Annotated in this window: 24 protein-coding genes; 7 read left to right on the forward strand and 17 right to left on the reverse strand. The window is 65.4% G+C overall.

All coding sequences use genetic code 11. The features are described from left to right. Positions 1–339 precede the first annotated feature (339 nt). Together C8C99_RS09785 and C8C99_RS09790 are read left to right on the forward strand one after the other, a co-directional pair. On the forward strand, positions 340–627 hold the full coding sequence (locus C8C99_RS09785; RefSeq protein ID WP_108625634.1) for a DUF4148 domain-containing protein: 288 nt from the start codon (positions 340–342) through the stop codon (positions 625–627). 90 nt (positions 628–717) lie between these two features. Further along, positions 718–1014 (forward strand): DUF4148 domain-containing protein, encoded by a 297-nt coding sequence (locus C8C99_RS09790; protein ID WP_108625635.1) that lies wholly within the window; start codon positions 718–720, stop codon positions 1012–1014. Between the two features lie 125 nt (positions 1015–1139). Here the strand turns inward: C8C99_RS09790 and C8C99_RS09795 are convergent, their stop codons facing one another. Both C8C99_RS09795 and C8C99_RS09800 read right to left on the reverse strand, forming a co-directional pair. Continuing rightward, on the reverse strand, positions 1140–1781 hold the full coding sequence (locus C8C99_RS09795) for a CoA transferase subunit B (protein ID WP_108625636.1): 642 nt from the start codon (positions 1779–1781) through the stop codon (positions 1140–1142). Between the two features lie 43 nt (positions 1782–1824). Beyond that, a complete protein-coding gene (locus tag C8C99_RS09800; RefSeq protein ID WP_056640632.1) occupies positions 1825–2532 on the reverse strand; it encodes a CoA transferase subunit A in 708 nt (235 codons plus the stop codon). 75 nt (positions 2533–2607) lie between these two features. Here C8C99_RS09800 and C8C99_RS09805 point away from each other — a divergent pair, with 75 nt between their 5' ends. Then, complete coding sequence (locus tag C8C99_RS09805) at positions 2608–3153, forward strand: PAS and helix-turn-helix domain-containing protein (protein ID WP_056640630.1); 546 nt, start codon at positions 2608–2610, stop codon at positions 3151–3153. 36 nt (positions 3154–3189) lie between these two features. On the opposite strand, the gene pcaC is transcribed toward C8C99_RS09805, so the two are convergent. The 11 genes from pcaC to C8C99_RS09860 all read right to left on the reverse strand — a co-directional run bounded on the left by pcaC (position 3190) and on the right by C8C99_RS09860 (position 14781). Further along, a complete protein-coding gene (gene pcaC, locus C8C99_RS09810; RefSeq protein ID WP_108625637.1) occupies positions 3190–3576 on the reverse strand; it encodes a 4-carboxymuconolactone decarboxylase in 387 nt (128 codons plus the stop codon). Positions 3577–3758: 182 nt separating this feature from the next. After that, positions 3759–5960 (reverse strand): catalase/peroxidase HPI, encoded by a 2202-nt coding sequence (gene katG, locus C8C99_RS09815; protein WP_108625638.1) that lies wholly within the window; start codon positions 5958–5960, stop codon positions 3759–3761. A 175-nt stretch (positions 5961–6135) separates the two neighbouring features. Then, on the reverse strand, positions 6136–7053 hold the full coding sequence (locus C8C99_RS09820) for an SMP-30/gluconolactonase/LRE family protein (RefSeq protein WP_108625639.1): 918 nt from the start codon (positions 7051–7053) through the stop codon (positions 6136–6138). 20 nt (positions 7054–7073) lie between these two features. Next, the gene (locus tag C8C99_RS09825) at positions 7074–7982 is read right to left on the reverse strand and encodes an amidohydrolase (protein WP_108625640.1); all 909 of its coding nucleotides are present in this window, start codon (positions 7980–7982) and stop codon (positions 7074–7076) included. Between the two features lie 3 nt (positions 7983–7985). After that, a complete protein-coding gene (locus C8C99_RS09830) occupies positions 7986–8939 on the reverse strand; it encodes a tripartite tricarboxylate transporter substrate binding protein (RefSeq protein ID WP_056640621.1) in 954 nt (317 codons plus the stop codon). Between the two features lie 40 nt (positions 8940–8979). Continuing rightward, entirely contained in the window at positions 8980–9987 is a 1008-nt protein-coding gene (locus tag C8C99_RS09835; protein WP_056640619.1) for a tripartite tricarboxylate transporter substrate binding protein, read from the reverse strand. A 63-nt stretch (positions 9988–10050) separates the two neighbouring features. After that, the gene (locus C8C99_RS09840; protein ID WP_108625641.1) at positions 10051–10989 is read right to left on the reverse strand and encodes an NAD(P)-dependent oxidoreductase; all 939 of its coding nucleotides are present in this window, start codon (positions 10987–10989) and stop codon (positions 10051–10053) included. Further along, positions 10986–11672, reverse strand: coding sequence for a diguanylate cyclase (locus tag C8C99_RS09845; RefSeq protein ID WP_056640613.1), 687 nt, complete (start codon positions 11670–11672; stop codon positions 10986–10988). The genes C8C99_RS09840 and C8C99_RS09845 overlap by 4 nt, the downstream gene beginning before the upstream one ends. 57 nt (positions 11673–11729) lie before the next feature. Further along, positions 11730–12752, reverse strand: coding sequence for a tripartite tricarboxylate transporter substrate binding protein (locus C8C99_RS09850; protein ID WP_056640610.1), 1023 nt, complete (start codon positions 12750–12752; stop codon positions 11730–11732). A gap of 10 nt (positions 12753–12762) precedes the next feature. Then, positions 12763–13722, reverse strand: coding sequence for an amidohydrolase (locus C8C99_RS09855; protein WP_056640608.1), 960 nt, complete (start codon positions 13720–13722; stop codon positions 12763–12765). A gap of 54 nt (positions 13723–13776) precedes the next feature. Further along, positions 13777–14781 (reverse strand): tripartite tricarboxylate transporter substrate binding protein, encoded by a 1005-nt coding sequence (locus tag C8C99_RS09860; protein WP_056640604.1) that lies wholly within the window; start codon positions 14779–14781, stop codon positions 13777–13779. A 134-nt stretch (positions 14782–14915) separates the two neighbouring features. Between C8C99_RS09860 and C8C99_RS09865 the strand changes: the two genes are divergently transcribed. From C8C99_RS09865 to C8C99_RS09875, 3 genes are all read left to right on the forward strand, one after another. Then, on the forward strand, positions 14916–15770 hold the full coding sequence (locus C8C99_RS09865; protein ID WP_233247196.1) for an IclR family transcriptional regulator: 855 nt from the start codon (positions 14916–14918) through the stop codon (positions 15768–15770). Between the two features lie 116 nt (positions 15771–15886). Further along, positions 15887–16468 carry a peroxidase-related enzyme gene (locus C8C99_RS09870; RefSeq protein WP_056640596.1) on the forward strand — a complete coding sequence of 194 codons (582 nt, stop codon included), beginning with the start codon at positions 15887–15889 and terminating at the stop codon, positions 16466–16468. Positions 16469–16470: 2 nt separating this feature from the next. Continuing rightward, on the forward strand, positions 16471–17190 hold the full coding sequence (locus tag C8C99_RS09875) for a hypothetical protein (protein WP_233247197.1): 720 nt from the start codon (positions 16471–16473) through the stop codon (positions 17188–17190). Positions 17191–17215: 25 nt separating this feature from the next. Here the strand turns inward: C8C99_RS09875 and C8C99_RS09880 are convergent, their stop codons facing one another. Beyond that, complete coding sequence (locus C8C99_RS09880) at positions 17216–17635, reverse strand: thioesterase family protein (RefSeq protein ID WP_056640595.1); 420 nt, start codon at positions 17633–17635, stop codon at positions 17216–17218. Between the two features lie 20 nt (positions 17636–17655). Further along, complete coding sequence (locus C8C99_RS09885) at positions 17656–18438, reverse strand: SDR family oxidoreductase (RefSeq protein ID WP_056640592.1); 783 nt, start codon at positions 18436–18438, stop codon at positions 17656–17658. Positions 18439–18577: 139 nt separating this feature from the next. Here C8C99_RS09885 and C8C99_RS09890 point away from each other — a divergent pair, with 139 nt between their 5' ends. Continuing rightward, entirely contained in the window at positions 18578–20278 is a 1701-nt protein-coding gene (locus C8C99_RS09890) for an electron transfer flavoprotein-ubiquinone oxidoreductase (RefSeq protein WP_056640588.1), read from the forward strand. Between the two features lie 93 nt (positions 20279–20371). Here C8C99_RS09890 and C8C99_RS09895 read toward each other — a convergent pair whose 3' ends face one another. Both C8C99_RS09895 and C8C99_RS09900 read right to left on the reverse strand, forming a co-directional pair. Then, positions 20372–22045: a methyl-accepting chemotaxis protein gene (locus C8C99_RS09895; RefSeq protein ID WP_056640585.1), complete on the reverse strand. Its 1674-nt coding sequence runs from the start codon at positions 22043–22045 to the stop codon at positions 20372–20374. 131 nt (positions 22046–22176) lie between these two features. After that, positions 22177–25830 (reverse strand): hydantoinase B/oxoprolinase family protein, encoded by a 3654-nt coding sequence (locus C8C99_RS09900; protein ID WP_199226374.1) that lies wholly within the window; start codon positions 25828–25830, stop codon positions 22177–22179. Between the last annotated feature and the right edge of the window lie 12 nt (positions 25831–25842).

Genomic DNA, 25842 nt, shown 5'->3' on the forward strand with positions numbered 1-25842 from the left:
GCAGGGGTGCCAAAGCCCCCTGTCACCCCAATGTCACTGTCCCAAATTGGCATCAGGGTTTGCATGGACTGATAGAGTTTTAGGAGCATTTTTGAAGTGCTTGCAGATGTCAGTCTTGGGTAAACCCTGAAAAGTTCCCAATCGATTGTTCACAATACTGGAACAGTTAGTTCGCGACTCGGTGGTTTTTCTCTGCCCCCCACCCGCGTACAGTTCATCCCATCGATGAGCCGAACCCGCAAGGCGACTCACCGAACCCGGTCTGAAGCAGCTTTCTTTGTTTTTGGCGCTTTGCTCCGGTTTTTCTGAGCCGCTTCTTTAACTTCAAGGATTTCCATCATGAACAACACCGCACGTTTCCTGTCTGTCGCCGCTGTCGCCGCTTTCGCTTCCTTTGGTGCCCAGGCTGACGAAGCCGATGCTTCGCAGTTCGCCACCAAGTTTGAAACCAACCGCACCCGCGCTGAAGTGGCTGCCGAAGCTGCCACCGTGGCACAAACCCGCTCGATCGAACCCGCTGGTTCGCGTGTGGTGACTTACAAGTCCACGGCTGACCGTGCTGCCGTGCGTGCCCAGGCTGCTGAAGCTGTGCGCACTGGCCAGATTTCTTCGGGTGAGCGCGGCTGATTGACCAGGGGCGGCTGAATCTGCTGCCCTGGCTGCGCCGTATCTCTCAGTACCCCAATCCCTTATTTTTGAATTTTTCGGAGTTTCACCATGAACAACACCGCACGTTTCCTGTCTATCGCCGCTGTCGCCGCTTTCGCTTCCTTTGGTGCCCACGCTGACGAAGCCGATGCTTCGCAGTTCGCCACCAAGTTCGAAACCAACCGCACCCGCGCTGAAGTGGCTGCCGAAGCCGCTACCGTGGCCCAGACCCGTTCCATCGAGCCCGCTGGCTCGCGCGTGGTGACTTACAAGTCCACCGCTGACCGCGCTGCCGTGCGTGCCCAGGCTGCTGAAGCTGTGCGTACCGGCAAGATCTCTGCAGGCGAAATCGGCAACGCCATGTAATTGCCAAGGCCCCATGCGTACGGCATGAGGGCTTTGTGAGAAGTGCCAATGCAAATGCAAAAGGCCGGGGCCCTGTGAGGGGCCCCGGCCTTTTTGCTACGTCTCTGCACCCGTAGCGCAATGGCTTATGGGATCAGCGTGACCCCGGTCTTGGCCTGCAGGGCCTCGAAGGTCACGCCTGGAGCCAGCTCCACCACCTTCAGGCCTTGGGGGGTTACGTCCATGACGGCCAGGTCGGTGATGATGCGGTCCACCACGCCCACGCCCGTGAGGGGCAGCGTGCACTGAGGCAGGATCTTCAGGTCTTCAGTGCCGTCCTTCTTGCGGGCCACGTGCTCCATGAGCACGATCACGCGTTTGACGCCAGCCACCAGGTCCATCGCGCCGCCCATACCCTTGACCATCTTGCCCGGGATCATCCAGTTGGCCAGGTCGCCCTTTTCGCTGACCTGCATGGCGCCCAGGATCGACAGGTTGATCTTGCCGCCACGGATCATGGCGAACGACTGGTCGCTGCCAAAGATGGACGAGCCCTTGATGGTGGTGACGGTCTGCTTACCGGCGTTGATCAGGTCGGCGTCCACTTCGTCTTCGGTGGGGAACGGGCCAATGCCCAGCATGCCGTTTTCGGACTGCAGCCACACTTCTTTGTCGGCCGGCACAAAGTTGGCCACGAGCGTGGGAATGCCAATGCCCAGGTTCACATAAAAGCCGTCTTCGAGTTCATGGGCGGCACGGGCCGCCATTTGGTCTTGACTCCACGACATAGATACTTCTCCAGCTTGTTCTGTACGGTTGTGCGGCAGCGGCTCAAACGCCCGCTTTTTCGGTGATGGTGCGCTTTTCAATGCGCTTTTCGGGCGTGGCGTTGTGCACGATGCGGTGCACATAGATGCCGGGCAGATGGATCTGGTCGGGCGCAATGGCGCCGGTTTCCACCACCTCTTCCACTTCCACAATGGTGATCTTGCCGGCCGTGGCCGCAGCGGGGTTGAAGTTGCGCGCCGTGAAGCGGAACTGCAGATTGCCCGACTTGTCGGCACGCCAGGCCTTGACCAGCGACACATCGGGCACCAGCGAGCGCTCCATCACGTAGGTTTCGCCGTCGAACTCGCGCAGCTCCTTGCCCTCGGCCACGATGGTGCCCACGCCGGTCTTGGTGAAGAAGGCCGGAATACCCGCGCCGCCAGCACGCAGCTTTTCTGCCAGCGTGCCTTGGGGGGTGAATTCCAGCTCGAGTTCGCCGGCCAGGTACTGGCGCTCGAACTCCTTGTTCTCGCCCACATACGAAGAGATCATTTTCTTGATCTGGCGGGTTTCGAGCAGCTTGCCCAGGCCAAAGCCATCCACGCCCGCATTGTTGGAGATCACGGTGAGATTCTTCACGCCCGAATCGCGCAGCGCGTCGATCAAGGCCTCAGGAATGCCACACAACCCAAAACCGCCTACAGCCATGAGTTGGCCGTCTGCAACCACGCCCTTCAGGGCCTCGGCTGCGGAGGGGAATAACTTGTTCACCACGATCTCCTTATGAATGGAATGCGCTACGATACTACGTACTTAAATAAGTAGTTTTCCGTAAAGATTAGCACTATGGACGTGGATTACCGACTGGCTTTCGACATGGCCCCCGTGGGGCTGGTGCTGTCGCGCAACCGCACCATGGTCGATTGCAATCGCCATGTCTGCGAGATGTTCGGCGCCTCGCGCGAGGTGCTGATCGGCCAGTCGTTCCAGATACTCTATCCCAGCGCCGACGAATATGAGCGGCTCGGCGCCCACATGGAGCCCATTCTGAATGCCAAGGGCCACTATGCGGACAACCGCATCATGAAGCGCGCCAACGGCGAAGTGTTCTGGTGCCATGTGTCAGGCCGCGCACTCAATCGCGATGCCCCGCACGAATCGGGCATCTGGAGCTTTGAGGACCTGAGTTCGCAGCGCACCGTGAAGGCCGAGCTGACAGGCCGCGAACGGGAAGTGGCTGCCCGACTGCTGGAAGGGCTGACCTCCAAGGAGATCGGCCGGGCGCTGGAGATCAGCCACCGCACCGTGGAGATCTACCGCGCGCGCCTCATGCGCAAGTACAACGCGTCCACCGCCGCCGACCTGGTGCACAAGCTGCTCGCTGGCGGCTGAACCAGCCACCAGCGGGCAGCTCTACTGCTTTTCTGCCTACTTGGTCGGACCGTCGATGACTTCAGCGGCGGTGCGAAACGCTTCTACCGCCGTCGGCAGGCCACAGTAGACGCTGGCGTGCAGCAGCACTTCCTGCAACTCCTCAGCGGTGGCGCCATTGTTCAGCGCGCCACGCACATGGCCCTTGAGCTCATGCTGTTTGCCCAGCGCGATCAGCATGGAGACGGTGATGAGACTTCGGGTCTTGCGGTCCAGCCCGGGCCGCTGCCAGACGTCGCCCCACGCATTGCGCGTGATGTATTCCTGAATGGGCTGCGTGAAAGAGGTGGCGTTGCCCAGCGCACGGTCCACAAAATCGTCACCCATGACCTCTCGGCGGGTGGCCAGGCCTTTTTCGTAGTCTTTGGACGGGGTTGCTGTCACGCGCACTCTCCTTGAAAGGTTGAAACATCAAGGCCTGATGGTAGCGAGCACGCGCGAGGCTGCCGTCCTGAAAACCACAGAACAGAAAACCCGGCGCGTGCAGTGCACACACCGGGCTCGATCAAGGCATGCTCGGTTCACCCCACGCCGTCCTTGGACGGCATGGAGCAGAAACCTTGAGATCAGGCGTTGGCGCCGCCTGCGGCCAGATCAAACCGGTCGAGGTTCATCACCTTGGTCCAAGCCTTGACGAAGTCCTGTACAAACACCGCTTGCGCATCGCTGCTGGCATAGACTTCCGCCAGCGCGCGCAGCACGGAGTTGGAGCCAAACACCAGGTCGGCCACCGTGCCGGTCCATTTTTTGGCTCCAGTGCTGCGGTCCACGCCTTCCAGCACACCGGCTGAGCTCGCCGACTTCTGCCATTGGGTGCGCATGTCGAGCAGGTTCACAAAGAAGTCATTGCTCAAGGTGCCGACGCGCTGCGTGAAGACACCATGGGCCGCCTGCCCCACATTGGCACCCAGCACGCGCAAGCCACCCACCAGCGCCGTCATCTCGGGCGCCGTCAGCGTGAGCTGGTTGGCGCGGTCCACCAGCAGCTCGGCCACAGCGCCTTCCAGGCCGGGGCGCACGTAGTTGCGGAAGCCATCGGCCACAGGCTCCATGACCTCGAACGACGGTACATCGGTCTGCTCCTGCGAGGCATCGGTGCGGCCGGGGGTGAAAGGCACAGTCACCTCCTGCCCGGCATTCTTCGCTGCGGCCTCAACGGCGGCGCCACCGGCCAGCACGATCAGGTCAGCGAGCGAGATCTTCTTGCCGCCGGTCTGCGCGGCATTGAAGTCGCGCTGGATGGCTTCGAGCTGACCTAGCACCTTGGCCAGTTGCGCAGGCTGGTTCACGGCCCAGTCCTTCTGCGGCGCCAGACGGATGCGCGCGCCATTCGCGCCGCCGCGCTTGTCGCCGCCCCGGAACGTGGAAGCGGAGGCCCAGGCTGTGGACACCAGCTCCGAAATGGACAGACCTGATGCCAGCACCTTGGCCTTGAGCGCGGCGATGTCCTGCGCGTTGACCAGAGCGTGATCCACGGCGGGCACTGGGTCTTGCCAGATCAGCACTTCGGCGGGCACGTCGGCTCCCAGGTAACGCGCACGGGGACCCATGTCGCGGTGCGTCAGCTTGAACCAGGCGCGCGCAAACGCGTCGGCAAATTGCTCGGGATGCGCCAGGAAGCGGCGCGAGATCTTTTCATAGGCCGGGTCAAAGCGCAGCGACAAGTCGGTGGTCAGCATGGTGGGCACCAGCTTTTTCGACGGATCGTGGGCGTGCGGAATCGTTGCGGCCGCGCCCTTGGCCGTCCACTGGTGCGCGCCTGCCGGGCTCTTGGTCAGCTCCCACTCGTAGCCGAACAGGTTTTCAAAGAAGTTGTTGCTCCACTTCGTCGGTGTCGTGGTCCAGGTAACCTCCAGGCCGCTGGTGATGGTGTCGCCGCCCATGCCGCTGCCGTGCTGGCTGATCCAGCCCAGGCCCTGGTCTTCGACCCCCCCGGCTTCGGGCTCGCGGCCCACCAGCGCAGCGTCGCCCGCACCGTGGGTCTTGCCAAAGGAGTGGCCCCCGGCAATGAGTGCCACGGTCTCTTCATCGTCCATGGCCATGCGGGCAAAGGTGTCGCGGATGTCGCGCGCGGCGGCAATCGGGTCGGGGTTGCCGTTCGGGCCTTCGGGGTTCACGTAGATCAGGCCCATCTGCACCGCCGCGAGAGGGTTGGCCAGGTCACGCTCACCGCTGTACCGCTTGTCGCCCCCGAGCCAGGTGGATTCGGCGCCCCAATACACGTTCTCGTCCGGCTCCCACACATCGGGGCGGCCGCCCGCAAAGCCGAAGGTCTTGAAGCCCATGGATTCCAGTGCCACGTTGCCCGCCAGAATCATCAAATCGGCCCACGAAATTTTGCGGCCATATTTCTGCTTGACCGGCCAGAGCAGACGGCGCGCCTTGTCCAGGTTGGCGTTGTCGGGCCAGCTGTTGAGCGGAGCAAAACGCTGTTGCCCTGCGCCAGCGCCACCCCGGCCGTCTGCCAGGCGATAGGTGCCCGCACTGTGCCAGGCCATGCGCACAAACAGCGGCCCATAGTGGCCAAAGTCTGCAGGCCACCAATCCTGCGAGTCGGTCATCAACGCGCGCAGATCGGTCTTCACGGCAGCCAAGTCCAGGCTCTTGAATTCTTCGGCATAGTTGAAGCCCTCACCCATCGGGTCGGTGAGCGGCGAGTTCTGGTTCAGGGGGCGGAGATTGAGCTGATTGGGCCACCAGTCGGCATTGCGGGGGCCCGTGGGTACGGCCTTGGTGTGGTCAAAAGGGCACTTGGCTTCTGTCGTCATGGGTCATCTCCTGTGAAAGCGCGTCGGCAAAACGTATCGACAGGACAGATGGTAGGAAGCAAACGATGACAGGTAAATTGAATCGATTGAATCTCATCAATAGTCAATTTCAATAAAACACCTTCACTCCATTGATTTCACTGCACCCCATGTATTCATCGAACAGGAGATCGCTCTAACGCAAGCGAGCCAACGGCAGTCCAGGTGCCCCCATGTCAGCGCGCAGGATGCGACCATAGGTGGAGTCCGTGACATACGCGGTAGTGCGCCCTGCCCCGCCAAACGCCAGATTGGTGGTCGAGCTGCCCGGCGCACCGCGCAGCACCTGCACCGGTTCGGCCCGGTGGTTCAGCACCCACACATAGCCCAGGCCGGGGTTGGCCACCAGCAAGCGGCCTTCGGCATCCACCGCCAGGCCGTCGGGGCCGCTGGGGCCATACGAGGTGAAGAACTGGCTGACTTTGGCCACGCTGCCATCGGGCAGCAGCGGCACGCGCCACACGCAGTTGCCGCGCGTCACGGCCAAGTACAGCACACGGCCATCGGGCGACAGGGCCACGCCGTTGGGGCTGGGCACGTTGTGCAGCAGCAAATCGAGCTGGCCGTTGGGTCGCAGACGGTACAGGCGGCCACTCGGGTCGTGCAGGCCGCTCTGGCCCTGGTCGGTGAAGTAGAGGTTGCCTTCGGCGTCAAAGATCAGGTCGTTCACGCCCTTGAAGCGCTCGCTGTTGCGGCGCTGCAGGTACGGGGTGACGGCGCCCGTGGCTACGTCCAGCTGCATCAGGCCGTTTTTGTAGTCGGTGATGAGCAGCGTGCCGGGGTTCAAGAACTTCAGGCCGTTGGGCTCGCCGTCGTACTCGGCCACCAGCGCCCATTCGCCTTGGGGGTTGATGCGGAAGACGCGGCCCCAAGGGATGTCGCTGACGTAGAGATTGCCTGCGTCGTCGAACACTGGGCCTTCCAGAAACGAATCGGTGATGGTGCCGCCCCGGTTGGCATCAGCCCAGTCGCTGCGCTCGCGGCGGCGAAAGTGCTCGGGCATGGTGGTGAAGACGTCGAGGTTGCGGACCTCGGGGGCTTGCAGCAAAAACATGGCGGGTCTTTCCAATTCGTTCAGGCGGAGGCGGCGGTATCGAAACCATACAGCCGCGCCGGGTTGTCGAGCAAGATGCGGTCCATGGCAGCCTCGCTGCCAGCCCAGGCCTGCAGCAGGTCCACCAGATCGGCGTCGTTCACGGTGCCAGGCGTCTCGGTGGTGTGCGGCCAGTCGCTGCCCCACACCAGGCGGTCGGGCGCAGCCTGCACCAGGGCCTGGCCCAGCGGCAGCGTGTCGGCGTAGCTGGGGCCATGCACGGTCGATCGCATGTAGGCACCCGAGAGCTTGACCCAGGTGTTGCCTCCATCAAGCAAGCCGCGCACCACGCCATAGGCCTCAGCAGCCGGGCCTTCAGCCGGGTCGATGAGGCCCATGTGGTCTATGACCAGAGGCACCGGCAGCGTATGCAACTGGGGCGCAAGCGCGATGAGCTGCTCGGGGTGCGCAAAGATCTGGATGTGCCAGCCCGAGCAGGCCGGGTGCTCGGCCACCTTGCGCGCCAACGTGGCCAGCATGTCAGGTGTGGTGGTGCCCCACGATTGGGGCGAGACAAAGTTGACCCGCAGCCCGCGCACACGGCGTGCGGCCAGATGGGCCAGTTCATCGGTACTCACGCCCTCGCCCACCACGGCCACGCCGCGTGCATCGTTGCCCAGTTGGTCCAATGCATCCAGCGTGCAGGCGTTGTCCGTGCCGTAGGTGGATGGCATGACCACCACCGTGCGGGTAGTGCCCAGGCGCGCCTGCAGCTGCCGGTACGCCGCCACGGGCGCCACCGGCGGCGTGCGCGTCCAATGGGCTGACGGCGCAAAGCGCGGGTCAAAGATGTGCATGTGGCTATCGCACGCGCCGGGCGGCAACGGGCGCTGCGGGCGGTTCAGGCCCACAGAGTACGGCACGGGCGTGGTAAGCGCTGGCTGGGGCATGGGTCAGTCGAGTTTGATATTGCCCTTCTTCACCACCTCGCCCCACTTCGCGTCTTCCTTTTTCAAGAAGGCGGCAAAGTCTGCGGGTGTGGAGCCCACGGGCTGTGCGCCCAGGTCGGCCAGGCGCTGCTTCACTTCATCTTCCTTCAGCACGTCTTGCAGAGCCTGCTGCAGCTTGGTGGCGATGGGGGCGGGCACGCCTGCGGGCAGGAACACGCCGTTCCACTCATAGGCCTCGTAGCCGGGGATGGCAGCTTCGGCCACCGTGGGCACATCAGGCAGGCGCTTGGAGCGCTCAGGGGCCGACACAGCCAGCGCGCGCAGTTTGCCGCCCGCCACATGCGGGTAGGTGGCCGCCACGGTGCCGAACATGAAGTCCACCTGGCCTGCCATCACATCGGTGATGGCCGGGCCGCCGCTCTTGTAGGGCACATGCACCATATCGAGGCCCAGCTTCTGCGCCATCAGCTCCGCCGCGAGGCGCTGCACCGTGCCGCTGCCGCCCGAGGCAAAGTTGATCTTGCCCGGCTGTGCCTTGGCCTTGGCAATCAGCTCGCCTACGTTCTTGTAGGGCGCATCGGCCTTCACGATGAGCACGTTGGGCGCCAGCAGCACCAGCGACAGCGGCTGCAGTGCGTTGGCGGCATACGGCATCTTGGGGAACAGGTGCGGGTTGATGGAGTACGGCGTGGCGTCGTACAGCATGGTGTAGCCATCTGCCGGGGCCTTGGCCACAAAGCTCGCGCCAATGGTGCCGCTGGCACCGGCCTTGTTGTCCACGATCACGCTGCCGCCCAGCTTGGCACCCAGGCGGGTGGCCACCACACGGGCCACGGCATCGGCCGCACCGCCGGGGGCGTAGGGTACGACGATGGTGATGGGCCGGTCAGGAAAGGCGTGGGCCACGCCAGCAGCCAGGGCGCAGGCGGCGATCAGGGGTTTGAGGAAGCGAAGCATCGGTGTCTCCAATCAGTTCTGGGTTCTACAACAGGGCCGCTCAATCTGCTTTGAGGTCGAGCGCCTTGGCAATCTGGCTATAGGTGGTCACTTCGCGGGCCACGCGGGTGGCAAAGGCGTTGCCGCAGACCGATTCGGCATCCAGCCCCAGGCCGCGCAGCTTGTCGGTGGCCGATTCGCTCTTGGCAAAGTCGGCCGCTGTGCGCTCCAGCGCTTGGGCGATGGGCTCGGGCAAGCCTGCCGGGGCCAGCACGCCGTACCACACGTCGGCAGCGTAGTTGCCACCGCCTGCCTCGGCAAATGTGGGCACATCGGGCACCAGGGCGGAGCGTTTGGGCGCGCCCACGGCCAGCGCTCGCAGCTTGCCGCTCTGGATCTGCGGCAGCACCGAGCCCAAGGTTGCGAACGAGCTGTCGAGCTGGCCGCCCATCAGGTCTGTCACCACCGGCGCGGCGCCCTTGTAGGGCACGTGGTTGAGCTGCAGGCCCTGGGCGCGCGCAAACACCTCGGTGGCGAAATGGCCTGAGCTGCCCACCCCCGCCGTTCCTGCCGTCACGCGTCCGGGCTCGGCACGGGCCTTGGCCTGGTAGTCGGCCAGGGTCTTCACCGGCAGGCTGGGGGCCACCACCAACACTGTGGGGCTGCTGGCCACCGTGCACAGGGGGCGGAAGGACTTCACCGCATCAAACTTGACGCGGCCCTGGTACAGCGCCGGAATCATGGTGTGGTTGGTGGCGCCAAACAGCAGCGTGTAGCCATCGGCCGGGGCGCTGGCCACAGCCTGCGCGGCAATGATGGTGCCCGCGCCGGGCTTGTTGTCGATGATGAAGGGCTGGCCCAGCGCGCGGCTGGCGTGGTCGGCAAACGCACGCGCCACCACGTCGGTGGGGCCGCCTGCAGCAAAGCCCACCACCAGCTTCACGGGCTTGGTGGGGTAGCCTGCCGCACCTGCTTGTGCGTGGGCGGCGCTAGACGCTACTAAAACAATAGCTGCCAGCGCATGATTGACTAGCGCAAGAGGCCTATTTTTCTTGAAATTGCATGCCATGGTCTGTTGTCTCCTGTGCGGCCGGGCACCCTGCCCGGTCATGTTCTTGTGGCAGGCCAGCGCTCAGGCGACGGCTACTGCGTGCGATGCACGGGCCAGCACAGCCAGCAGGTTCTTCGCTGCGCCCACGCCCATGTTCACGTAGGCATCGCTCGTCACGCCGCCGATGTGGGGGCTGAGGATGAAGTTCTTCTCGCCCTGGAAGGGGTGGCCCGCCGTCATGGGCTCCACCGCAAAGCTGTCGAGCCCGATGGCCATGACCTGGCCCGAGCGCACGGCGGCCAGCAGTGCGGCCTCGTCGATCAGGCCGCCACGTGCCGTGTTCACCACGATCACGCCGCGCTTGCACTGCGCCAGCGTGGCGGCGTTCAGCAGGTTGCGGTTCTCCTCAGTCAGCGGGCAGTGCAAAGACACCGCATCGGATTCGCGCCAGATCGTGTCCAGGTCCACGCTCTGCACATAGTCCGGCAGGCTCTTCGCAAACGGGTCAAAGCCGATCACGCGCATGCCCAGGGCGTCGGCCATCTTGGCAAAGCGCAGGCCAATGGCGCCCAGGCCCACCAGGCCCACCGTGCGTCCGCCCAGCTCCAGGCTCTTGTGCGTGGCCTTGTCCCAGTGGCCAGCGTGCATGCGCGCATCCAATGCCACCACCGATTTGGCGCAGGCCAGCAGCAGGGCCAGGGCCTGCTCGGCCACGGCGGCGGCGTTGGCGCCCACGGCGGCCACCACTTCAATGCCACGGGCTTTGGCGGCTACCTTGTCGATGGTGTCGGTGCCACTGCCGTGCTTGGAGATGACCTTGAGCGCGGGGGCCGCGTCCATCACCGCAGCGCCCACCTTGCCGTAGCGCACGATGATGGCCACGGGGTTGTGCGCACCGCACAGGGCCACCATGTCCTCTTCCGTCGGCGTCTTGCCTGCGTAGACGATCTCGTAGCCTGTGAGCAGATCCAGGGCTTGTTGCGCCAGGTCGGCGCCTGTAACGATGATGATTGGGTTCACAGCGATTCCCCTTCCTTCAAAACGCCCGCAGCGCGCAGGGCGGCAGGCAGCCATTTCGACGCGGTGTCACCACGGGCAATGGCTTCGATGCGGGCGGCTTCGTCGGCCACCTTTTTGTCTGCCAGAGCCAGCATGGCGGGGGCCTTCTCGCGCTCGATGACGACCACGCCATCGGCGTCGCCCACCACCAGGTCACCGGGGTTCACCACCGCGCCACCGGCGCTGATGGGGTGGTTGATGCGGCCGGGCACGTACTTGGTGGGCCCTGCGGGGTTAAAGCCCGCGCTGAACACGGGGAAGTCCAGTTCCAGAATTTCCAGCTTGTCGCGGATGGCGGCGTCCACGATCACGCCGGCCAGGCCACGCTTCTTGCAGGCGCTGAGCATCAGCGTGCCCATCAGCGCGGCGGTCTGGTCGCCTTTGCCGTCGATCACCAGCACATCGCCGGGCTGGGCCAGGGCGATGGCGGCGTGGATCATGAGATTGTCGCCAGGGCGCACTTCCACGGTGAAGGCGGGGCCAGCCACCTTCATGCTCTGGTGCACAGGCGCCACGCGGCCGTGCATGGTGCCGCGGCGGCCCGCTACGTCGGCCAGGATGGCGGCTTGGTAGGTGGCGGCTTGGGCCACGACGTCGGCGCTGACGCGGTCGATGGTGCGGATGATTTCTGGGAGTTGGCTCATGGGATCGGTCCGGTTGAAGGAGTCAATGAAGAAGAAAAATGGGGGTGCGAGAAGTGCTCAGTCGGCCTTGATGTTTCCGTCTTTGATGACCTTGGCCCACTTGGCCGAGTCGGCCTTTTGCAGATCTGCCAACTGCTGGGGAGTGCCGCCCACCAGCGTCACGCCCAGCTTGTCCGCCAGGGCAAGCACGGCGGGATCTTTCAGGGATTTGTTGATTTCCTGGTTCAGGCGCTGCACCACGGCAGCGGGGGTCTTGGCAGGGGCAAACACGGCCTGCCATTGCTCGACCACGAAGTCCTTCATGCCGACCTCGCCCATCGTGGGCACGGCGGGCAAAGCCTTCAGGCGCTGGCCCGAAGTGACGGCCAGCGCACGCAGCTTGCCCGCCTGCACATGCGGCAGCGCTGCGGCGGCCGGAGCAAACATGAACTGCACCTGCTCGGCCAGCGTGTCCTGCAGCGCGGGGGTGTCGCCCTTGTAGGGCACATGAATGAAGCGCGCGCCCGTCTGCTGCTGCAGCAGCTCGCCCTGCATCTGCAGGATGGTGCCGTTGCCGCCCGAGGCGAACGCTAGCTTGCCCGGCTGCTCCTTGGCGGCCGCCAGCAAGTCGGCCACGGTCTTGAAGGGCTGGTTGGCCCCCACCACCAGGATGTGCGGGATGGTGCCGATGGTGACGACCGGCTCAAACGCTGTGATGTGGTCGTACGGCAGCTTGGCCATGAGGTGCGGTGCGATCGCCTGCGGGCCGATGGAGGTGCCCAGCAGCGTGTAGCCGTCAGGCGCGGCCTTGGCAACAAAGGCCGCGCCAATGGTGCCGGTGGCGCCCGCCTTGTTGTCCACGATCACGTTGGTGGAGAGCGCCGCGCCAACGCGCTGCGCCACATTGCGGCCGAGCACATCGGTGCTGCCGCCCGGGGGGTAGGGCACGACCCAAGTGATGACCCGGCCAGCCGGCCAGTCGCCCTGGGCCAGCGCGGGGCCTCCCAACAGCGGGCTCAGCAGCATTGCGCCTGCCACCGCAGCGAGAAGGTGGCGGCGCACGCGGCGGCAAGATGGAGATGTGTTGGTCGATGCGGTCATGGCTTGTCTCTCAGGTCGTCGGAAAGGGAGCGGAAATCGATAGGGCCCGCGCCGTGGGCGTCACGGACGCAAAGCCGTACAGCGCTGCAGGGTTGTCCACCAGCACGCGCTGCAGCGTGGTGGCCCCGCCCGGCTGGGGCGACTGCCGGGCCCACTCGGCCAGGCGGTCGATCTGCAATGCGTCGTCGGGCAGCGGGTGTACGCCGGCGGTGGCCGTGGCATGGGGCCAGTCGCTGCCCCACACCACGCGCTCGGGCGCGCAGCGCAGGTAGCTGGCGGCCAATGGGTCGAGCAGGGGGTCGTCCACGCGGTGGGTGGCGCTCACGATGTAGCCACCAGAGAGCTTGATCCACGCCCGCCCGCCCTGCAGCAGCTCCAGCAGCAGCGCATGCGCGCCCTGCCCCATCTGCGCGGGAGGTAGGCGGCCAAAATGATCGAACACCAGCGGAACGGGCAGCAGGCGCAGCACGTCGGCCCGCGCCGCCAGCAGGTCAGGTGCCATCAACAGTTGCAGGTGCCAGCCCAGTGGCGCGATGCGGTGCGCCAACGGCTCCAGCGCATCCACCGTACCCGACACGCCCAGCGACAGGTTGAGCCGCACGCCGCGCACACCGGCGGCGTGCAAGCGCTGCAGCTCGGCATCACCCTCAGTGCCGTCGATCACGGCAACACCCCGCGCCTCGATCCCCATCGCGCCCAATGCCGCCAGGCCACAGAGCATGCTGCGGTTGTCGGTGCCGTAGGTGGAGGGAGTCACCAGCACCACGCGGGTGGTGCCTATGCGCTGCTGCAGCGCGCGGTAGTCCTGCGCAGACGCATCGGGCGGCAGCAGCTTGGCTCCCGGAGCCGTGGGAAAGCCGCTGTCGTACACATGCACGTGGCAGTCGCAAGCGCCGGCAGGTACCGCAGTGCGGGGCGCCGCGGTACCTGCTGAGAAGCGTACAGGCGCAGCAGTGCTTTCGCTGGGCATGGCGAGGGCTCAGTGGGCGTGAAAAGGGGCGGTGGTAACTGGCGGCCGCGTCAGTCAGTCCAGGCTGGCGCCCGAATCCTTGACGATCTTGCCCCAGCGCGGCACTTCGGCGCGCAGCAGCTGGCTGAACTGCTCGGCCGTGCCGCCCAGCACGTCGCCGCCCTCGGAGCGCAGCCTGTCGGCCACGTCGGGTTGCTGCAGGGCCGCATTGATGGCCTTGTTGAGCTGCGCCACGATGGGGGCGGGCGTGCCGGCGGGCGCCAGGATGCCAAACCAGGTCACGGCCTCGAAGCCTTTGTACCCCGACTCCGCCAACGTAGGCACATCGGGCAGCTGCGACGAACGTTTGGCCGAGGTGATGGCCAGCACCTTGAGTTTGCCGTTGCGCACCTGGCCCAGCAGCGTGGGCACCGACGACATGTACAGGTCGATCTGCCCGCCCACCAGGTCCGTCATGGCCTGGGCCGCGCCCTTGTAGGGGATATGACGCAACTGGATGCCCGCAGCGTTCTCGGCCAGCTCGCCCGCCAAGTGGGCCACGGTGCCGTTGCCCGAATAGCCCAGGGTGAGCGCATCGGGCTTGCCCTTGGAGGCAGCCACCACATCGGCAAAGGTCTTGAAGCGCGAATTGGCGGGTGCTGCCATCACGATGGGCGAGGACGACACCAGCGCCACGGCCACCAGGTCCTTCAGCGGGTCGTAGGGGAGCTTGGGATACAGCGTGGGGTTGATGGCCAGGTTGCTGGTCTGGCCCATGACCAGGGTGTAGCCGTCAGCCGGCGACTTGGCTGTGGCGTCCACACCCAGATTGCCACCCGCGCCAGGGCGGTTGTCCACGATCACGTTCCACTTGTTCTGGTCGGTAAGCTTTTGCGCCAGGGTGCGCGCGATCATGTCCGTGCCGCCGCCCGGAGGGAACGGCACGATCAGGCGGATAGGTTTGTTCGGGTAGGCCTGCGCGAGGGCAACGCCCGCAGGCGCAGCCAGGGCGCCAAGGCCGACCAGGGTGGCGCACAGGTGCGCGCCGACTGCACGAGAAAGCGATGAAAAAGCAGGCATGGATTTGTCTCCGTTATTTGGTGGTTTGTCACACCGGTCTGCAGAACCTGCCCAGGTCCGGCGCCGTGGGTGCGACTGTACGCAGGCGTTTCAACCCATACAATGCAGTTGCACACAATGAAACTAATTCCGTCATGAGCAACCCGCCTGCCCCACCGCCACCACGGCCCCCGTCTGCGCGCCCAGCCCCGCGCAAGGCCCACACGCCTGCTGTCGCCGCCGCCCCTGCTGCAGATGTGAGCGCAGACGCAGCGACCAAAGACGCCAGCGGCGTCATCGCTGTCACGCGCGCACTGCAGGTGCTGGAGGCCTTTGCATTGGGCGAATCGAGCCTGCCCCTGGCCGAACTGAGCCGCCGCTGCGCCCTGCACAAGACCACCGTGCTGCGCCTGGCGCGCACGCTCGCGCAATCGGGCTTCATGGTGCAGCGCGAAGACGGCGACTGGCGTCTGGGCCCCGCTGCGGGCTGGCTGGGCGCGCGCTATCAGGCGGGCTTTGATGTGCAGAACGTGCTGGAGCCGGCGCTGCGCGAGCTGACGCACGCCACCGGCGAAAGCGCGGCTTTCTATGTGCGCGAGGGCAATGTACGGACCTGCCTGGTGCGCGTGGAAGGCCCGCAGGCCTTGCGCCACCACGCGCGCATGGGCGAAGGCTTGCCGCTGGACAAGGGCTCGCCGGGACGCGTGATCCTGGCGTTCTCGGGAGAGCCAGGCAAGGCCTACGAAGAAATCCGAAAGAAGGGCTACCACTGGTCCATCGGCGAGCGCGAACAAGGCGTGGCCACGGTGTCCGCCCCAGTGTTTGGCATGCACTGGCGCCTGATGGGATCGGTGTGCATTTCGGGCCCCGCCTCGCGCCTGCCGGCTGAAAAGCTGGAGTCCCTGGCCCAGACCGTGATGGCCGCGGCCACGCAGTTGTCGTATGCGCTGGCTGGCAGTTCGGCTGCGCCTGCCCACACCCCGGTGCGCGCCACCCAGTGGCATCCTTGAAGTCAGCTCCGCGGCGTCGCTTCGCGCTTCCCCTCCATGGCGGGACCGCCCCTGCGCGGGGCCTCGGCTCGCGAGGATCGCTGATACTGCACACACAACACAGCAAAGGAGATCACGTGAACCGCTACCCCTTCCCCGACCTGAACACCTTGCCCGAAGACATCCGCGCGCGGATTCTGGAAGTGCAGGAGAAGGCCGGTTTCATCCCCAACGTGTTCCTGGCCTTTGCGCGCCGCCCGGCCGAATGGCGCGCCTTCTTCGCCTACCACGACGCGCTCATGCTCAAGGAAGAAGGCAGCCTGACCAAGGGCGAGCGTGAAATGATCGTCACCACCACCAGCGCCGCCAACCAGTGCCTGTACTGCGTGGTGGCGCACGGCGCGATCCTGCGCATCTACGAAAAGAAGCCGCTCATTGCCGACCAGGTGGCAGTGAACTACCGCAAGGCCGACATCAGCCCGCGCGAACGCGCCATGCTCGACTTTGCGATGAAGGTGTGCCAGCACGCCCACGAGATCGACGACGCGGACCTCGAGGCACTGCACCCCCATGGTTTCGATGATGAAGACATCTGGGACATCGCAGCCATCACGGCATTCTTCGGCCTGTCCAACCGCATGGCCAGCTTTGCGGGCATGCAGCCCAATCCCGAGTTTTATCTGATGGGCCGCGTGCCCAAGGCCAAACCTGGGGCCTGATGATGGCCTTGCGCGCCGCAACGACGATCCTGCTCTGGGCACTGGCCGCCCCTGCCGTACAGGCGGCAGGGTTTGGCCCCCCAGAGGGAACACTGCCCGTTTACGCATTGCCCGTGGCCGTACCCCCCGGTGCACTGTCGCCGTTGCTGTCTGCCTCGCTCTTCCGAGAAGAATCCGGCACCGGGGCCGCGCGCGCCTACTACCTGGGCGCAGGGGTTGCGGGCTCGCGCCTGCAAATCCCCGACTCGCCGGGTGCTACCGCCTGGAAAGTAGTGCCCGCCACCGATTGCGCGCGCCTAGAGCAGGTACCCACCGCACTTCTGCACACCCCTTCCGTGCAGGCAGTGCCGGTGCAGCAGAACCCGCTGCCTATGGAGTGCGCGGCAGCCTTCGAGGGCAGCTGTACCAGCCGAGACGGAGCACTGCGCATCACCACGGTCTTCGAGGGTCGGCGCCGCGCCGCGCGGGTGGGCGGCGGCTTCTTTGGCACCGAAGGCACCATCGACACCACGTTCTACACGGGCGTTCGCACGCTCAGCATCGAGCACCTGCCCAGCCGTCTTGTGTTGCGCATGCAGGAGCGCCTGAACAACACCAACGGCTACAGCGCACCGCAGACCGCCATCCGCTATCTGCCGGAGCTGCAGCGCCTGTTGCTGCTCGGCGCCTCGGAGGCGCATGGCATGCCACAAGCGCACTGCGTTGCCCTGCCTCCACCGTAACCGCCTCGCCGCTGCGGTCCATGCATCAACTGACCAGTGCGCGCATCCAGTCCGGCAGCGGCGCCGCCTTCTGCTGCGGAAAGTCCACCCAGATGATCGTGGCCCCGCCGGCCGCACAGACAACACCCGGCTGGTCCACCCGCTCCATCGTGCCCCAGGTTTCGAACGTGGTGCGGCCCGGGTCGCTCACGTAGAGCTTGAGCAGCACGTCGGCCGGGTATTCGAGTTGCTTGTAGAAGTTGCAGAACGCATTGACGATGACCGGTCCCTGGCCGCGCGGGTCGGGGTTGCAGCCCACCGACACCATCCACTCGATGCGTGCGGTTTCCAGGTAGCGAAAGTACACGGTGTTGTTGACATGGCCCATCGCATCCATGTCGCCCCAGCGCACCGGGAACCGCATCTCGAAGACCAGCTTCTTGACCTCAGGGATTTCTATCTTCATAGCCGCCCACGCCCCGAGGATCAGACCGCGAAGCCGTCGTCGGCAGCAATCACCGCGCCGTTCACAAAATGGCTCTGGTCGCTGGCCAACATCACCAGCAGCGCATCCAGGTCCTGCGGCTGGCCCACGCGCTTGCGGGGCAGCATGTCCATGAGCTTCTTGCCCTGCTCGGTCTGCCAGTGGTGGTGGTTGATCTCGGTATCGATGTAGCCGGGGCAGATCGCATTCACGTTGATGCCGAACCGGCCCCACTCCAAGGCCATGGCCTTGGTCATCTGCACCACGGCGGCCTTGCTCATGCAATAGGCGCCGATCTGCGGCAGCACCTTCAGGCCCGCCATGGACGCGATATTGATGATGCGTCCGCCCGTGAAGCTGCCCGGCGCTGCGCCGCGCGAGCGGGCCAGCATGCGTTTGCCCACCTCTTGCGCCACAAAAAAGGCGCCCTTCACGTTGGTGTCAAAGATGAAGTCGTAGTCCTCGGGCGTCACGTCCTGGATGCGCTGGGTGGTGCTCACGCCCGAGTTATTCACCAGAATGTCAATCGACCCCATTTCGGTCTCGGCGTGGGCCACGGCGGACTTGATGGAGTCGTGGTCGGTCACGTCCAGCTCGATCACATGGGCGTCACCGCCCTCGCCTTCGATGCGCGCGCGCAGCTCCTTGAGTTTTTCCACCCGGCGGCTGGCCAGCACCACCCCTGCGCCCGCGCGGGCCAGCGTGCGGGCAAACTGCGCGCCCAGCCCGCTGGAGGCGCCCGTGATGAAGGCCACGCGGCCGGACAAGTCGATGCTGTATGCCATTTAGAGTCTCCCTACTGATCAAAATAGAACGGTCGTTCGATTGTCTATATTCCGTGAATACAATCAGTCGCCAGACAGACAGGGCGCGGTCGGCGCTCTGTAGAAAATAATCCATTATCAAACGCCCGACGAGAAGCCCATGACCAACGAAGAAATCCTCGCCCAATACGGCCCCCGCGAATCCATGGAATACGACGTGGTGGTCGTTGGCGGCGGCCCTGGCGGCCTTGCCACTGCGATCCGCCTGAAGCAACTGGCGGCCGAAAAAGGCCAGGACGTCTCGGTGGTGGTGCTCGAAAAAGGCTCCGAACCCGGTGCGCACATCCTGTCGGGCGCCATCATGGACCCCAAGGCCCTGACGGAGCTGATCCCCGACTGGAAAAAGCGCGGCGCTCCGCTGAACCAGCCCGTCACCGACGACGCCTACATCTTCCTCAGCGAAAAGTCGGGCTTTCGTGTGCCCAACATGTTCCTGCCACCGTTTGCGCACAACCACGGCAACTACATCATCAGCCTGGGCAACCTGACCAAGTGGCTGGGCGAACAGGCCGAAGCCCTGGGCGTGGAAATCTTCCCCGGCTTCACGGCTGCAGAAGTCCTCTACAACGACAACGGCTCCGTCAAGGGCGTGGCCACCGGCAATATGGGTATCGGCAAGGACGGCGAGCCCACCGAGAACTTCCAGCTCGGCATGGAGCTGCTGGGCAAGTACACCGTGTTTGCCGAAGGCGCACGCGGCCACCTGGGCAAACAGCTGATTGCCAAGTTCCACCTCGACAAGGACCGCGACCCGCAAAGCTTCGGCATCGGCGTGAAGGAGCTGTGGGAGATTGACCCCAAGAAGCACCAGCCCGGTTTTGTGATGCACACCGCCGGCTGGCCCATGGAGAACGACACCTACGGCGGCGCCTTCCTGTACCACCTGGAGGGCAACAAGGTGGCCCTGGGCTTCGTCACCGGCCTGGGTTATGCCAACCCCTACCTGAGCCCGTTCGAAGAATTCCAGCGCTGGAAGACGCACCCCAACGTCCGCTACTACTTCGAAAACGAAAAGGGCGAGATCACGGCCAAGCGCCTGTCCTACGGCGCACGTGCCATCAACGCCAGCGGCATCAACGCTTTGCCCAAGACGGTGTTCCCGGGCGGCGCACTGGTGGGCTGTAACGCGGGCTACCTGAACGTGGGCCGCATCAAGGGCAGCCACGCCGCCATCAAGACCGGCATGCTGGCCGCCGAAGCCGCTTATGACGCCGTGGTGGCAGGCCGCCAGCACGACGAGCTGACCGCCTACCCCGAAGCCTTCGAAAAGAGCTGGCTGCACACCGAGCTGAACAAGGACCGCAACTTCAAGAACTGGTTCAAGTACGGCCTGACCACGGCCACGCTGATGAACGGCTTTGAGCAGTTCGTGCTGCGCGGCCACATCCCCTGGACGCTGCACCGCGACAAGCCCGACCACGCGTACCTGAAGCCCGCAGCAGAGTGCAAGCCCATCGTCTACCCCAAGCCCGATGGCAAGCTGACCTTCGACCGCCTCTCCAGCGTGTTCATCAGCAACACCAACCACGAAGAGAACCAGCCCGCCCACCTCACGCTCAAGGACCCGAGCGTGCCGGTCAACATCAACCTGGCCAAGTACGCCGGCCCCGAGGCGCGCTACTGCCCGGCGGGTGTGTACGAGTTTGTGCCCGACACCACCAAAGGCGGCGATGCCCAGCGCCTGCAGATCAACGCGCAAAACTGCGTGCACTGCAAGACCTGCGACATCAAGGACCCCACGCAGAACATCGTGTGGGTCACGCCGGAAGGCGGCGGTGGCCCGAACTACGCGGGCATGTAAGCACCGTCAAAATTCATAGCACCTTGCGCTTGAAGGGCCTGCACTGCAGGCCCTTTTTTATGGAAATCAGTCCGATCTGCAGCGCAATACCCCTCACGCAGCTGCGCGTGTGAGCTGAAACTGCCCCATCGCACCCGCCAGCCGGTTGGCCTGGTCCTTGAGGCTCTGGGCCGCTGCGGCGCCCTGCTCCACCAGCGCGGCGTTCTGCTGCGTCATGTGGTCGAGCTGGTCCACCGCCTGGCTCACTTGGCCGATCTGCGTGCTCTGCTCGCTGCTGGCCTCGTTGATCTCGGACATCAGCGTGGTCACACGCTCCACGCTTTGCACGATGTCGCCCATCGTGGAGCCCGCGGTGACCACCAGCCGGGCGCCGTCACTCACCTTGTCCACGCTGGTGGAGATCAGTGCCTTGATCTCGCGCGCCGCATTGGCACTGCGCCCGGCCAGGCCCCGCACCTCGCTGGCCACCACGGCAAAGCCGCGCCCCTGCTCGCCCGCACGGGCCGCCTCCACGGCCGCATTGAGCGCGAGGATGTTGGTCTGGAACGCAATGCCGTCGATGATGCCCACGATGTCGGCGATCTTCTTGCTGCTGGCATTGATCTCCTCCATGGTCTTGACCACCTGGTTGACCACTTCGCCCCCCTTGCTGGCCACCTCGGTGGCGTTGAGCGCCAGCGCGTTGGCCTGGCGCGTGCTGTCGGCATTGGCGGCCACCATCTGCGCCAGCTGGGCAATGCTGGCCGCCGTCTGCTGCAGGTTGCTGGCCGCGTGCTCGGTGCGCATGCTCAGGTCGGTGTTGCCTGCGGCCACTTCGGAGCTGGCCACATGGATGGATTCGCCCGAGTCACGCACCTCGGTCACCACGTAGTGCAGTGACTCGACCATCTTGTCCAGCGCAGTGAGCAGCTGGCCGATCTCGTCGGTGCGCTGGGTTGGCATGCGCACCGTGAGGTCGCCCTGCGCCACCACAGCGGCCGCCTCGGACGCCTGGCGCAATGGCAACACGATGGAGCGCCGCAGCAGCCAGCCAAACAGCGCCGACAGCGCCACCACCACCAGCACCGCCACGGCGCTGATCCATTGCGCACGGGACGCGTCGGCAATCATGCTGTCGCCCGCCTTCAGGGAGGACTGCTCCGACGCCGCGAGCAACTGGTCGATGGACCGCAGGTATTGGGTCAACGCGGCGGCGTGCTCCTGCAGCTCCTTCTGGCTGATGATCTTGGCTTCCAGTGCGTTCTGCACCAGCGCGTCCCGCAGCACGGCGTATTTCTGGCGCTCGGCCTGGGCCTGAGCCCACAGGGGCCTCGCGCTCTCGCTGGAAGACGCCTTGGTCAGCGCTTCATCAATGCGCTTGCGCATGGCGTCTTCGGCGGCGATCTGGTTGCGCATTTCGGCCACCAGGGGGAACACATCGGACGACATCGTGGCGCGCAACGCAATCTGGCCGATATAGACCGACTGGGTTTTCCAGTCACGCACGGTGCGTTCGATGGGCAGTTGCTCCGTGGTCAGCAACGTGGCCTGGCGGCTCGTGTCCTGCCCTGTGAGCCAGGTGGTGGCACCCAGCAGCGCCACCGCAAAGCCCAGGATGCCAAAGCTGGCCGCCAGCTTCTGGCCCACGCTCAGAGTCCGGCGGCGCCGGGCAGGTGCTGGGCTCTGGGCGGCAGCGTCTGGCGCCGCACGGCTGAACTCCGCGCCGGCCGGTGCGGTGGAGAAGGCGGCGCCGCCAGGCGCCCCGGAAGTGGCGGGCAAATAGTTCATGAGCGTTCTCCTGTTTCATTTCCCGCACCGTGCGGGGGTGAAATCCGGCGGGGCCAGCGACGTGCACCGTGCGCCCCCGCAGGTTCGCAGCACACAGCGCCGACCCCACCGGGGGTCAGCAATCCATCACGTCAGGACGTGACACATTCGCCAAAGCCGCCACCGCCGGGGGTGGCGATCTCGAACACATCGCCCGGCTCCATCAGCGCCGCGCCGATGTGGCCCAGTTCCTCCACCTGGCCGTTGGCACGCAGCACGCGGTTGGCACCGGGCTTGCCGGGCTGGCCGCCCGCCATGCCAAAGGCGGGGTTCAGTCGCCCGTTGGACAGGATGCTGGCCGTCATCGCCTCCAGGAAACGCACGCGCCGCACGCCACCGTCCCCGCCCGCCCAGCGGCCTGCACCGCCCGAGCCGCGCTTGATCTCGTAGCTGTCGAGCACCACCGGGAAGCGGAACTCCAGCACCTCCGGGTCTGTCAGGCGCGAGTTGGTCATGTGGGTCTGGACCACGCTGGTGCCGTCAAAGCCGCGCACCGCCCGGCCTGTGGCGTCCAGCACCGCACCCGCACCGCTGCCACCGGCAATGGTTTCGTAGTACTGGTACTGCGCATTGCCGAAGGTGAAGTTGTTCATGGTGGGCTGGCTGCCCGCCATCACGCCCAAGGCGCCAAACAGCGCGTTGGTGATGCAAGTGGAGGTCTCCACGTTGCCCGCCACCACCGAGGCCGGCGGGTTGGGGTTGAGCATGGAGCCTTGCGGAATGATGACCTGCAGGGGCTTGAGGCAGCCGGCGTTGAGCGGGATGTCGTCGTCCACCAGCGTGCGGAACACATACAGCACGGCCGCCATGCACACGGCACGCGGGGCGTTGAAGTTGTTCATCTGCTGCGGGCTGGTGCCTGCAAAGTCGATGACCGCGCTGCGCTCGGCCACATTGACCTTGACCGACACGCTGATCTGCGCGCCGTTGTCCAGCGGCAGGGTGAAACTGCCGTCCTTGAGCTGCGTGATCACACGGCGCACCGACTCTTCGGCGTTGTCCTGCACGTGGCGCATGTAGGCCTGCACGACATCCAGACCAAACTGGTCCACCATCTTCGACAGTTCTTGCACGCCCTTTTCGTTCGCCGCGATTTGTGCGCGCAGGTCGGCCAGGTTCTGCTGAGGGTTGCGGCTGGGGTATGGCGTGGTGCCGCCGCCCGTGGCCAGCAGGGTGCGCACTTCCTCTTCCAGAAAGATGCCCCGGTCCACCAGCTTCACGTTGTTGATCTGCACGCCTTCTTCATCGATGCGCGTGGAGAACGGGGGCATGGAGCCCGGTGTGGTGCCGCCAATATCCGCGTGGTGGCCCCGGCTGCCCACATAAAACGTGGGCTCGTTGCCCTCGGCCACGTACACCGGGGTGATCACCGTCACATCCGGCAGGTGGGTGCCCCCGTGGTACGGGTCGTTGAGCATGTACACGTCGCCCGGGTGCATCTTGCCCGCGTTCTCGCGGATCACGGTCTTGATGCTCTCGCCCATGGACCCCAGGTGCACGGGCATGTGGGGTGCGTTGGCGATCAGGTTGCCGGCCGCGTCGAATAACGCGCAGCTGAAGTCCAGACGCTCCTTGATGTTGACCGAGTACGCCGTGTTCTGCAGTTGCAGCCCCATCTGCTCGGCAATGTTCATGAACAGGTTGTTGAACACCTCCAGCAGCACCGGGTCCACCGTGGTGCCTGCGGCGTACTGCACCTTGCGGGCGGTGACGCGGTCCAGCACCAGGTGGTCCAGGTCGGTCAGGCGCGCAGACCAGCCGGGCTCCACCACGGTGGTGGTGTTCTTCTCGGCAATGATGGCCGGGCCGGGGATCACGTCGCCGGGGTGCAGGTCCTCGCGCACCACCAGGGCCGCGTCGTGCCAGGCGCCGCCCGAGTACATCTGGACCACCTCGCGCTGCGGGTGCTTGCGGTGTGGGTGCACGGGCAGGCGCGGCTCGGCAGGGGCGTCACCGGCAATCATGGCTTCGACCGACACGGCCTCCACCACCAGGCCCTTGCCGGCCATGAGGAAGGCAAAGCGCTGGCGGTAGGCGGCCTCAAAGGCTGCCTGGATGCTGGCCATGTCGCCAAACGGCACGACCAGGGCCGAATCCGTGCCCTCATAGCGCACATGCACGTTATGGCGCACCTGCACGGGGTTGGTGCTGACCTGCTGGCGCTCCAGCTCGGCCTGCGCGGCAGCGCCCAGCGTATCCAGGCGCTCGGCGATCAAGGGCAGAGATTCAGCCGCCAGCGGCATCTCCACCGCCTGCTCGCGGATCACGGTCTGGTCGGCCAGGCCCATGCCGTAGGCGCTGAGCACACCAGCCAAGGGGTGCACGAACACGCGCGACATGCCCAGGGCATCGGCCACCAGGCAAGCGTGCTGGCCGCCTGCACCACCAAAGCACTGCAGGGTGTAGCGCGTCACGTCATAGCCGCGCGCCACGCTGATCTTCTTGATGGCGTTGGCCATCTGCTGCACGGCAATCTGGATGAAACCTTCGGCCACTTCTTCGGGCTTACGCTGGGTCTGCGTCGCAATCTCTTCAAACCGGGCGCGCACTGCGTCGGCGTCCAGCGTTTCGTCGGCTGCGGGGCCGAACACGCTGGGGAAATAACGGGGCTGCACCTTGCCCACCATCACGTTCGCATCGGTCACAGCCAGGGGGCCGCCACGGCGATAGCTCACGGGGCCGGGGTTGGCACCGGCGCTCTCGGGGCCCACGCGGAAACGGGCGCCATCGTAGGCCAGCACCGAGCCACCGCCCGCCGCCACCGTGTGGATACTCATCATGGGAGCGCGCATGCGAACGCCCGCCACGTGGGTTTCGAACTCGCGCTCGAAGGCCCCGGCGTAGTGGCTCACATCGGTGGAGGTGCCGCCCATGTCGAAGCCGATGACCTTTTCGTGCCCCGCCAGGCCCGCCGTGCGCGCCATGCCGACGATGCCGCCTGCAGGGCCGGACAGGATCGCGTCCTTGCCCTGAAACGTGCCCGCATCGGTGAGCCCGCCCGAGGACTGCATGAAGAACAGCTTGACGCCCGGCATCTCGCTGGCCACCTGCTCCACGTAGCGGCGCAGGATGGGCGACAGGTAGGCATCGACCACGGTGGTATCGCCCCGGCTCACGAACTTCATCATGGGGCTGGTTTCGTGCGAGGTGCTGATCTGCGTGAAGCCCACTTCCTGGGCGATGCGCTTGGCCGCCTGCTCGTGCTGCGTGTAGCGGTAGCCGTGCATGAACACAATGGCCACGCTGCGCAGCCCGCAACCATAGGCGGCCAGCAGGTCACCGCGCAAAGTGGCTTCGTCCAGGTTCTGCAGCACGCCACCGTGGGCGCCCATGCGTTCGCGGGCCTCGATGACTTCGGTGTAGAGCAGCTCGGGCAGCTGGATGTGGCGGTCAAACAGGCGCGGGCGGTTCTGGTAAGCGATGCGCAGTGCATCGCGAAAGCCGCGTGTGGTGACCAGCAGCGTGGGCTCGCCCTTGCGCTCCAGCAGTGCGTTGGTGGCCACCGTGGTGCCCATCTTCACGCACTCCACCAGCGCGGGCGTGACGGGCTCGCCAGGCTTCAGGCCCAGCAGGTGGCGGATGCCCGCCACGGCGGCATCCTTGTACTGCTCGGGGTTCTCGGACAACAACTTGTGGGTGGTCAGGGAGCCATCGGGCCGCTTGGCCACGATGTCGGTGAAAGTGCCGCCCCGGTCGATCCAGAACTGCCAGCGTGGGGTGTGCGTTTGGGGTGTCATGGTGGTCATGTGTAGTGGCTC

The organism is Acidovorax sp. 107 (assembly GCF_003058055.1).
Classification (GTDB): Bacteria; Pseudomonadota; Gammaproteobacteria; order Burkholderiales; family Burkholderiaceae_C; genus Acidovorax.

Bases quoted from the DNA above. Each gene is read 5' to 3' on its own strand.
- C8C99_RS09785 (WP_108625634.1), top strand. From the start codon at position 340: ATGAACAACACCGCACGTTTCCTGTCTGTCGCCGCTGTCGCCGCTTTC.
- C8C99_RS09805 (WP_056640630.1), top strand. From the start codon at position 2,608: ATGGACGTGGATTACCGACTGGCTTTCGACATGGCCCCCGTGGGGCTG.
- C8C99_RS09845 (WP_056640613.1), bottom strand. From the start codon at position 11,672: ATGAGCCAACTCCCAGAAATCATCCGCACCATCGACCGCGTCAGCGCC.
- C8C99_RS09860 (WP_056640604.1), bottom strand. From the start codon at position 14,781: ATGCCTGCTTTTTCATCGCTTTCTCGTGCAGTCGGCGCGCACCTGTGC.
- C8C99_RS09825 (WP_108625640.1), bottom strand. From the start codon at position 7,982: ATGCCCCAGCCAGCGCTTACCACGCCCGTGCCGTACTCTGTGGGCCTG.
- C8C99_RS09890 (WP_056640588.1), top strand. From the start codon at position 18,578: ATGACCAACGAAGAAATCCTCGCCCAATACGGCCCCCGCGAATCCATG.
- C8C99_RS09850 (WP_056640610.1), bottom strand. From the start codon at position 12,752: ATGACCGCATCGACCAACACATCTCCATCTTGCCGCCGCGTGCGCCGC.
- C8C99_RS09885 (WP_056640592.1), bottom strand. From the start codon at position 18,438: ATGGCATACAGCATCGACTTGTCCGGCCGCGTGGCCTTCATCACGGGC.
- C8C99_RS09820 (WP_108625639.1), bottom strand. From the start codon at position 7,053: ATGTTTTTGCTGCAAGCCCCCGAGGTCCGCAACCTCGACGTCTTCACC.
- C8C99_RS09790 (WP_108625635.1), top strand. From the start codon at position 718: ATGAACAACACCGCACGTTTCCTGTCTATCGCCGCTGTCGCCGCTTTC.
- C8C99_RS09835 (WP_056640619.1), bottom strand. From the start codon at position 9,987: ATGGCATGCAATTTCAAGAAAAATAGGCCTCTTGCGCTAGTCAATCAT.
- katG (WP_108625638.1), bottom strand. From the start codon at position 5,960: ATGACGACAGAAGCCAAGTGCCCTTTTGACCACACCAAGGCCGTACCC.
- C8C99_RS09855 (WP_056640608.1), bottom strand. From the start codon at position 13,722: ATGCCCAGCGAAAGCACTGCTGCGCCTGTACGCTTCTCAGCAGGTACC.
- C8C99_RS09795 (WP_108625636.1), bottom strand. From the start codon at position 1,781: ATGTCGTGGAGTCAAGACCAAATGGCGGCCCGTGCCGCCCATGAACTC.
- C8C99_RS09900 (WP_199226374.1), bottom strand. From the start codon at position 25,830: ATGACCACCATGACACCCCAAACGCACACCCCACGCTGGCAGTTCTGG.
- C8C99_RS09895 (WP_056640585.1), bottom strand. From the start codon at position 22,045: ATGAACTATTTGCCCGCCACTTCCGGGGCGCCTGGCGGCGCCGCCTTC.
- C8C99_RS09880 (WP_056640595.1), bottom strand. From the start codon at position 17,635: ATGAAGATAGAAATCCCTGAGGTCAAGAAGCTGGTCTTCGAGATGCGG.
- C8C99_RS09875 (WP_233247197.1), top strand. From the start codon at position 16,471: ATGGCCTTGCGCGCCGCAACGACGATCCTGCTCTGGGCACTGGCCGCC.
- C8C99_RS09865 (WP_233247196.1), top strand. From the start codon at position 14,916: ATGAGCAACCCGCCTGCCCCACCGCCACCACGGCCCCCGTCTGCGCGC.
- C8C99_RS09830 (WP_056640621.1), bottom strand. From the start codon at position 8,939: ATGCTTCGCTTCCTCAAACCCCTGATCGCCGCCTGCGCCCTGGCTGCT.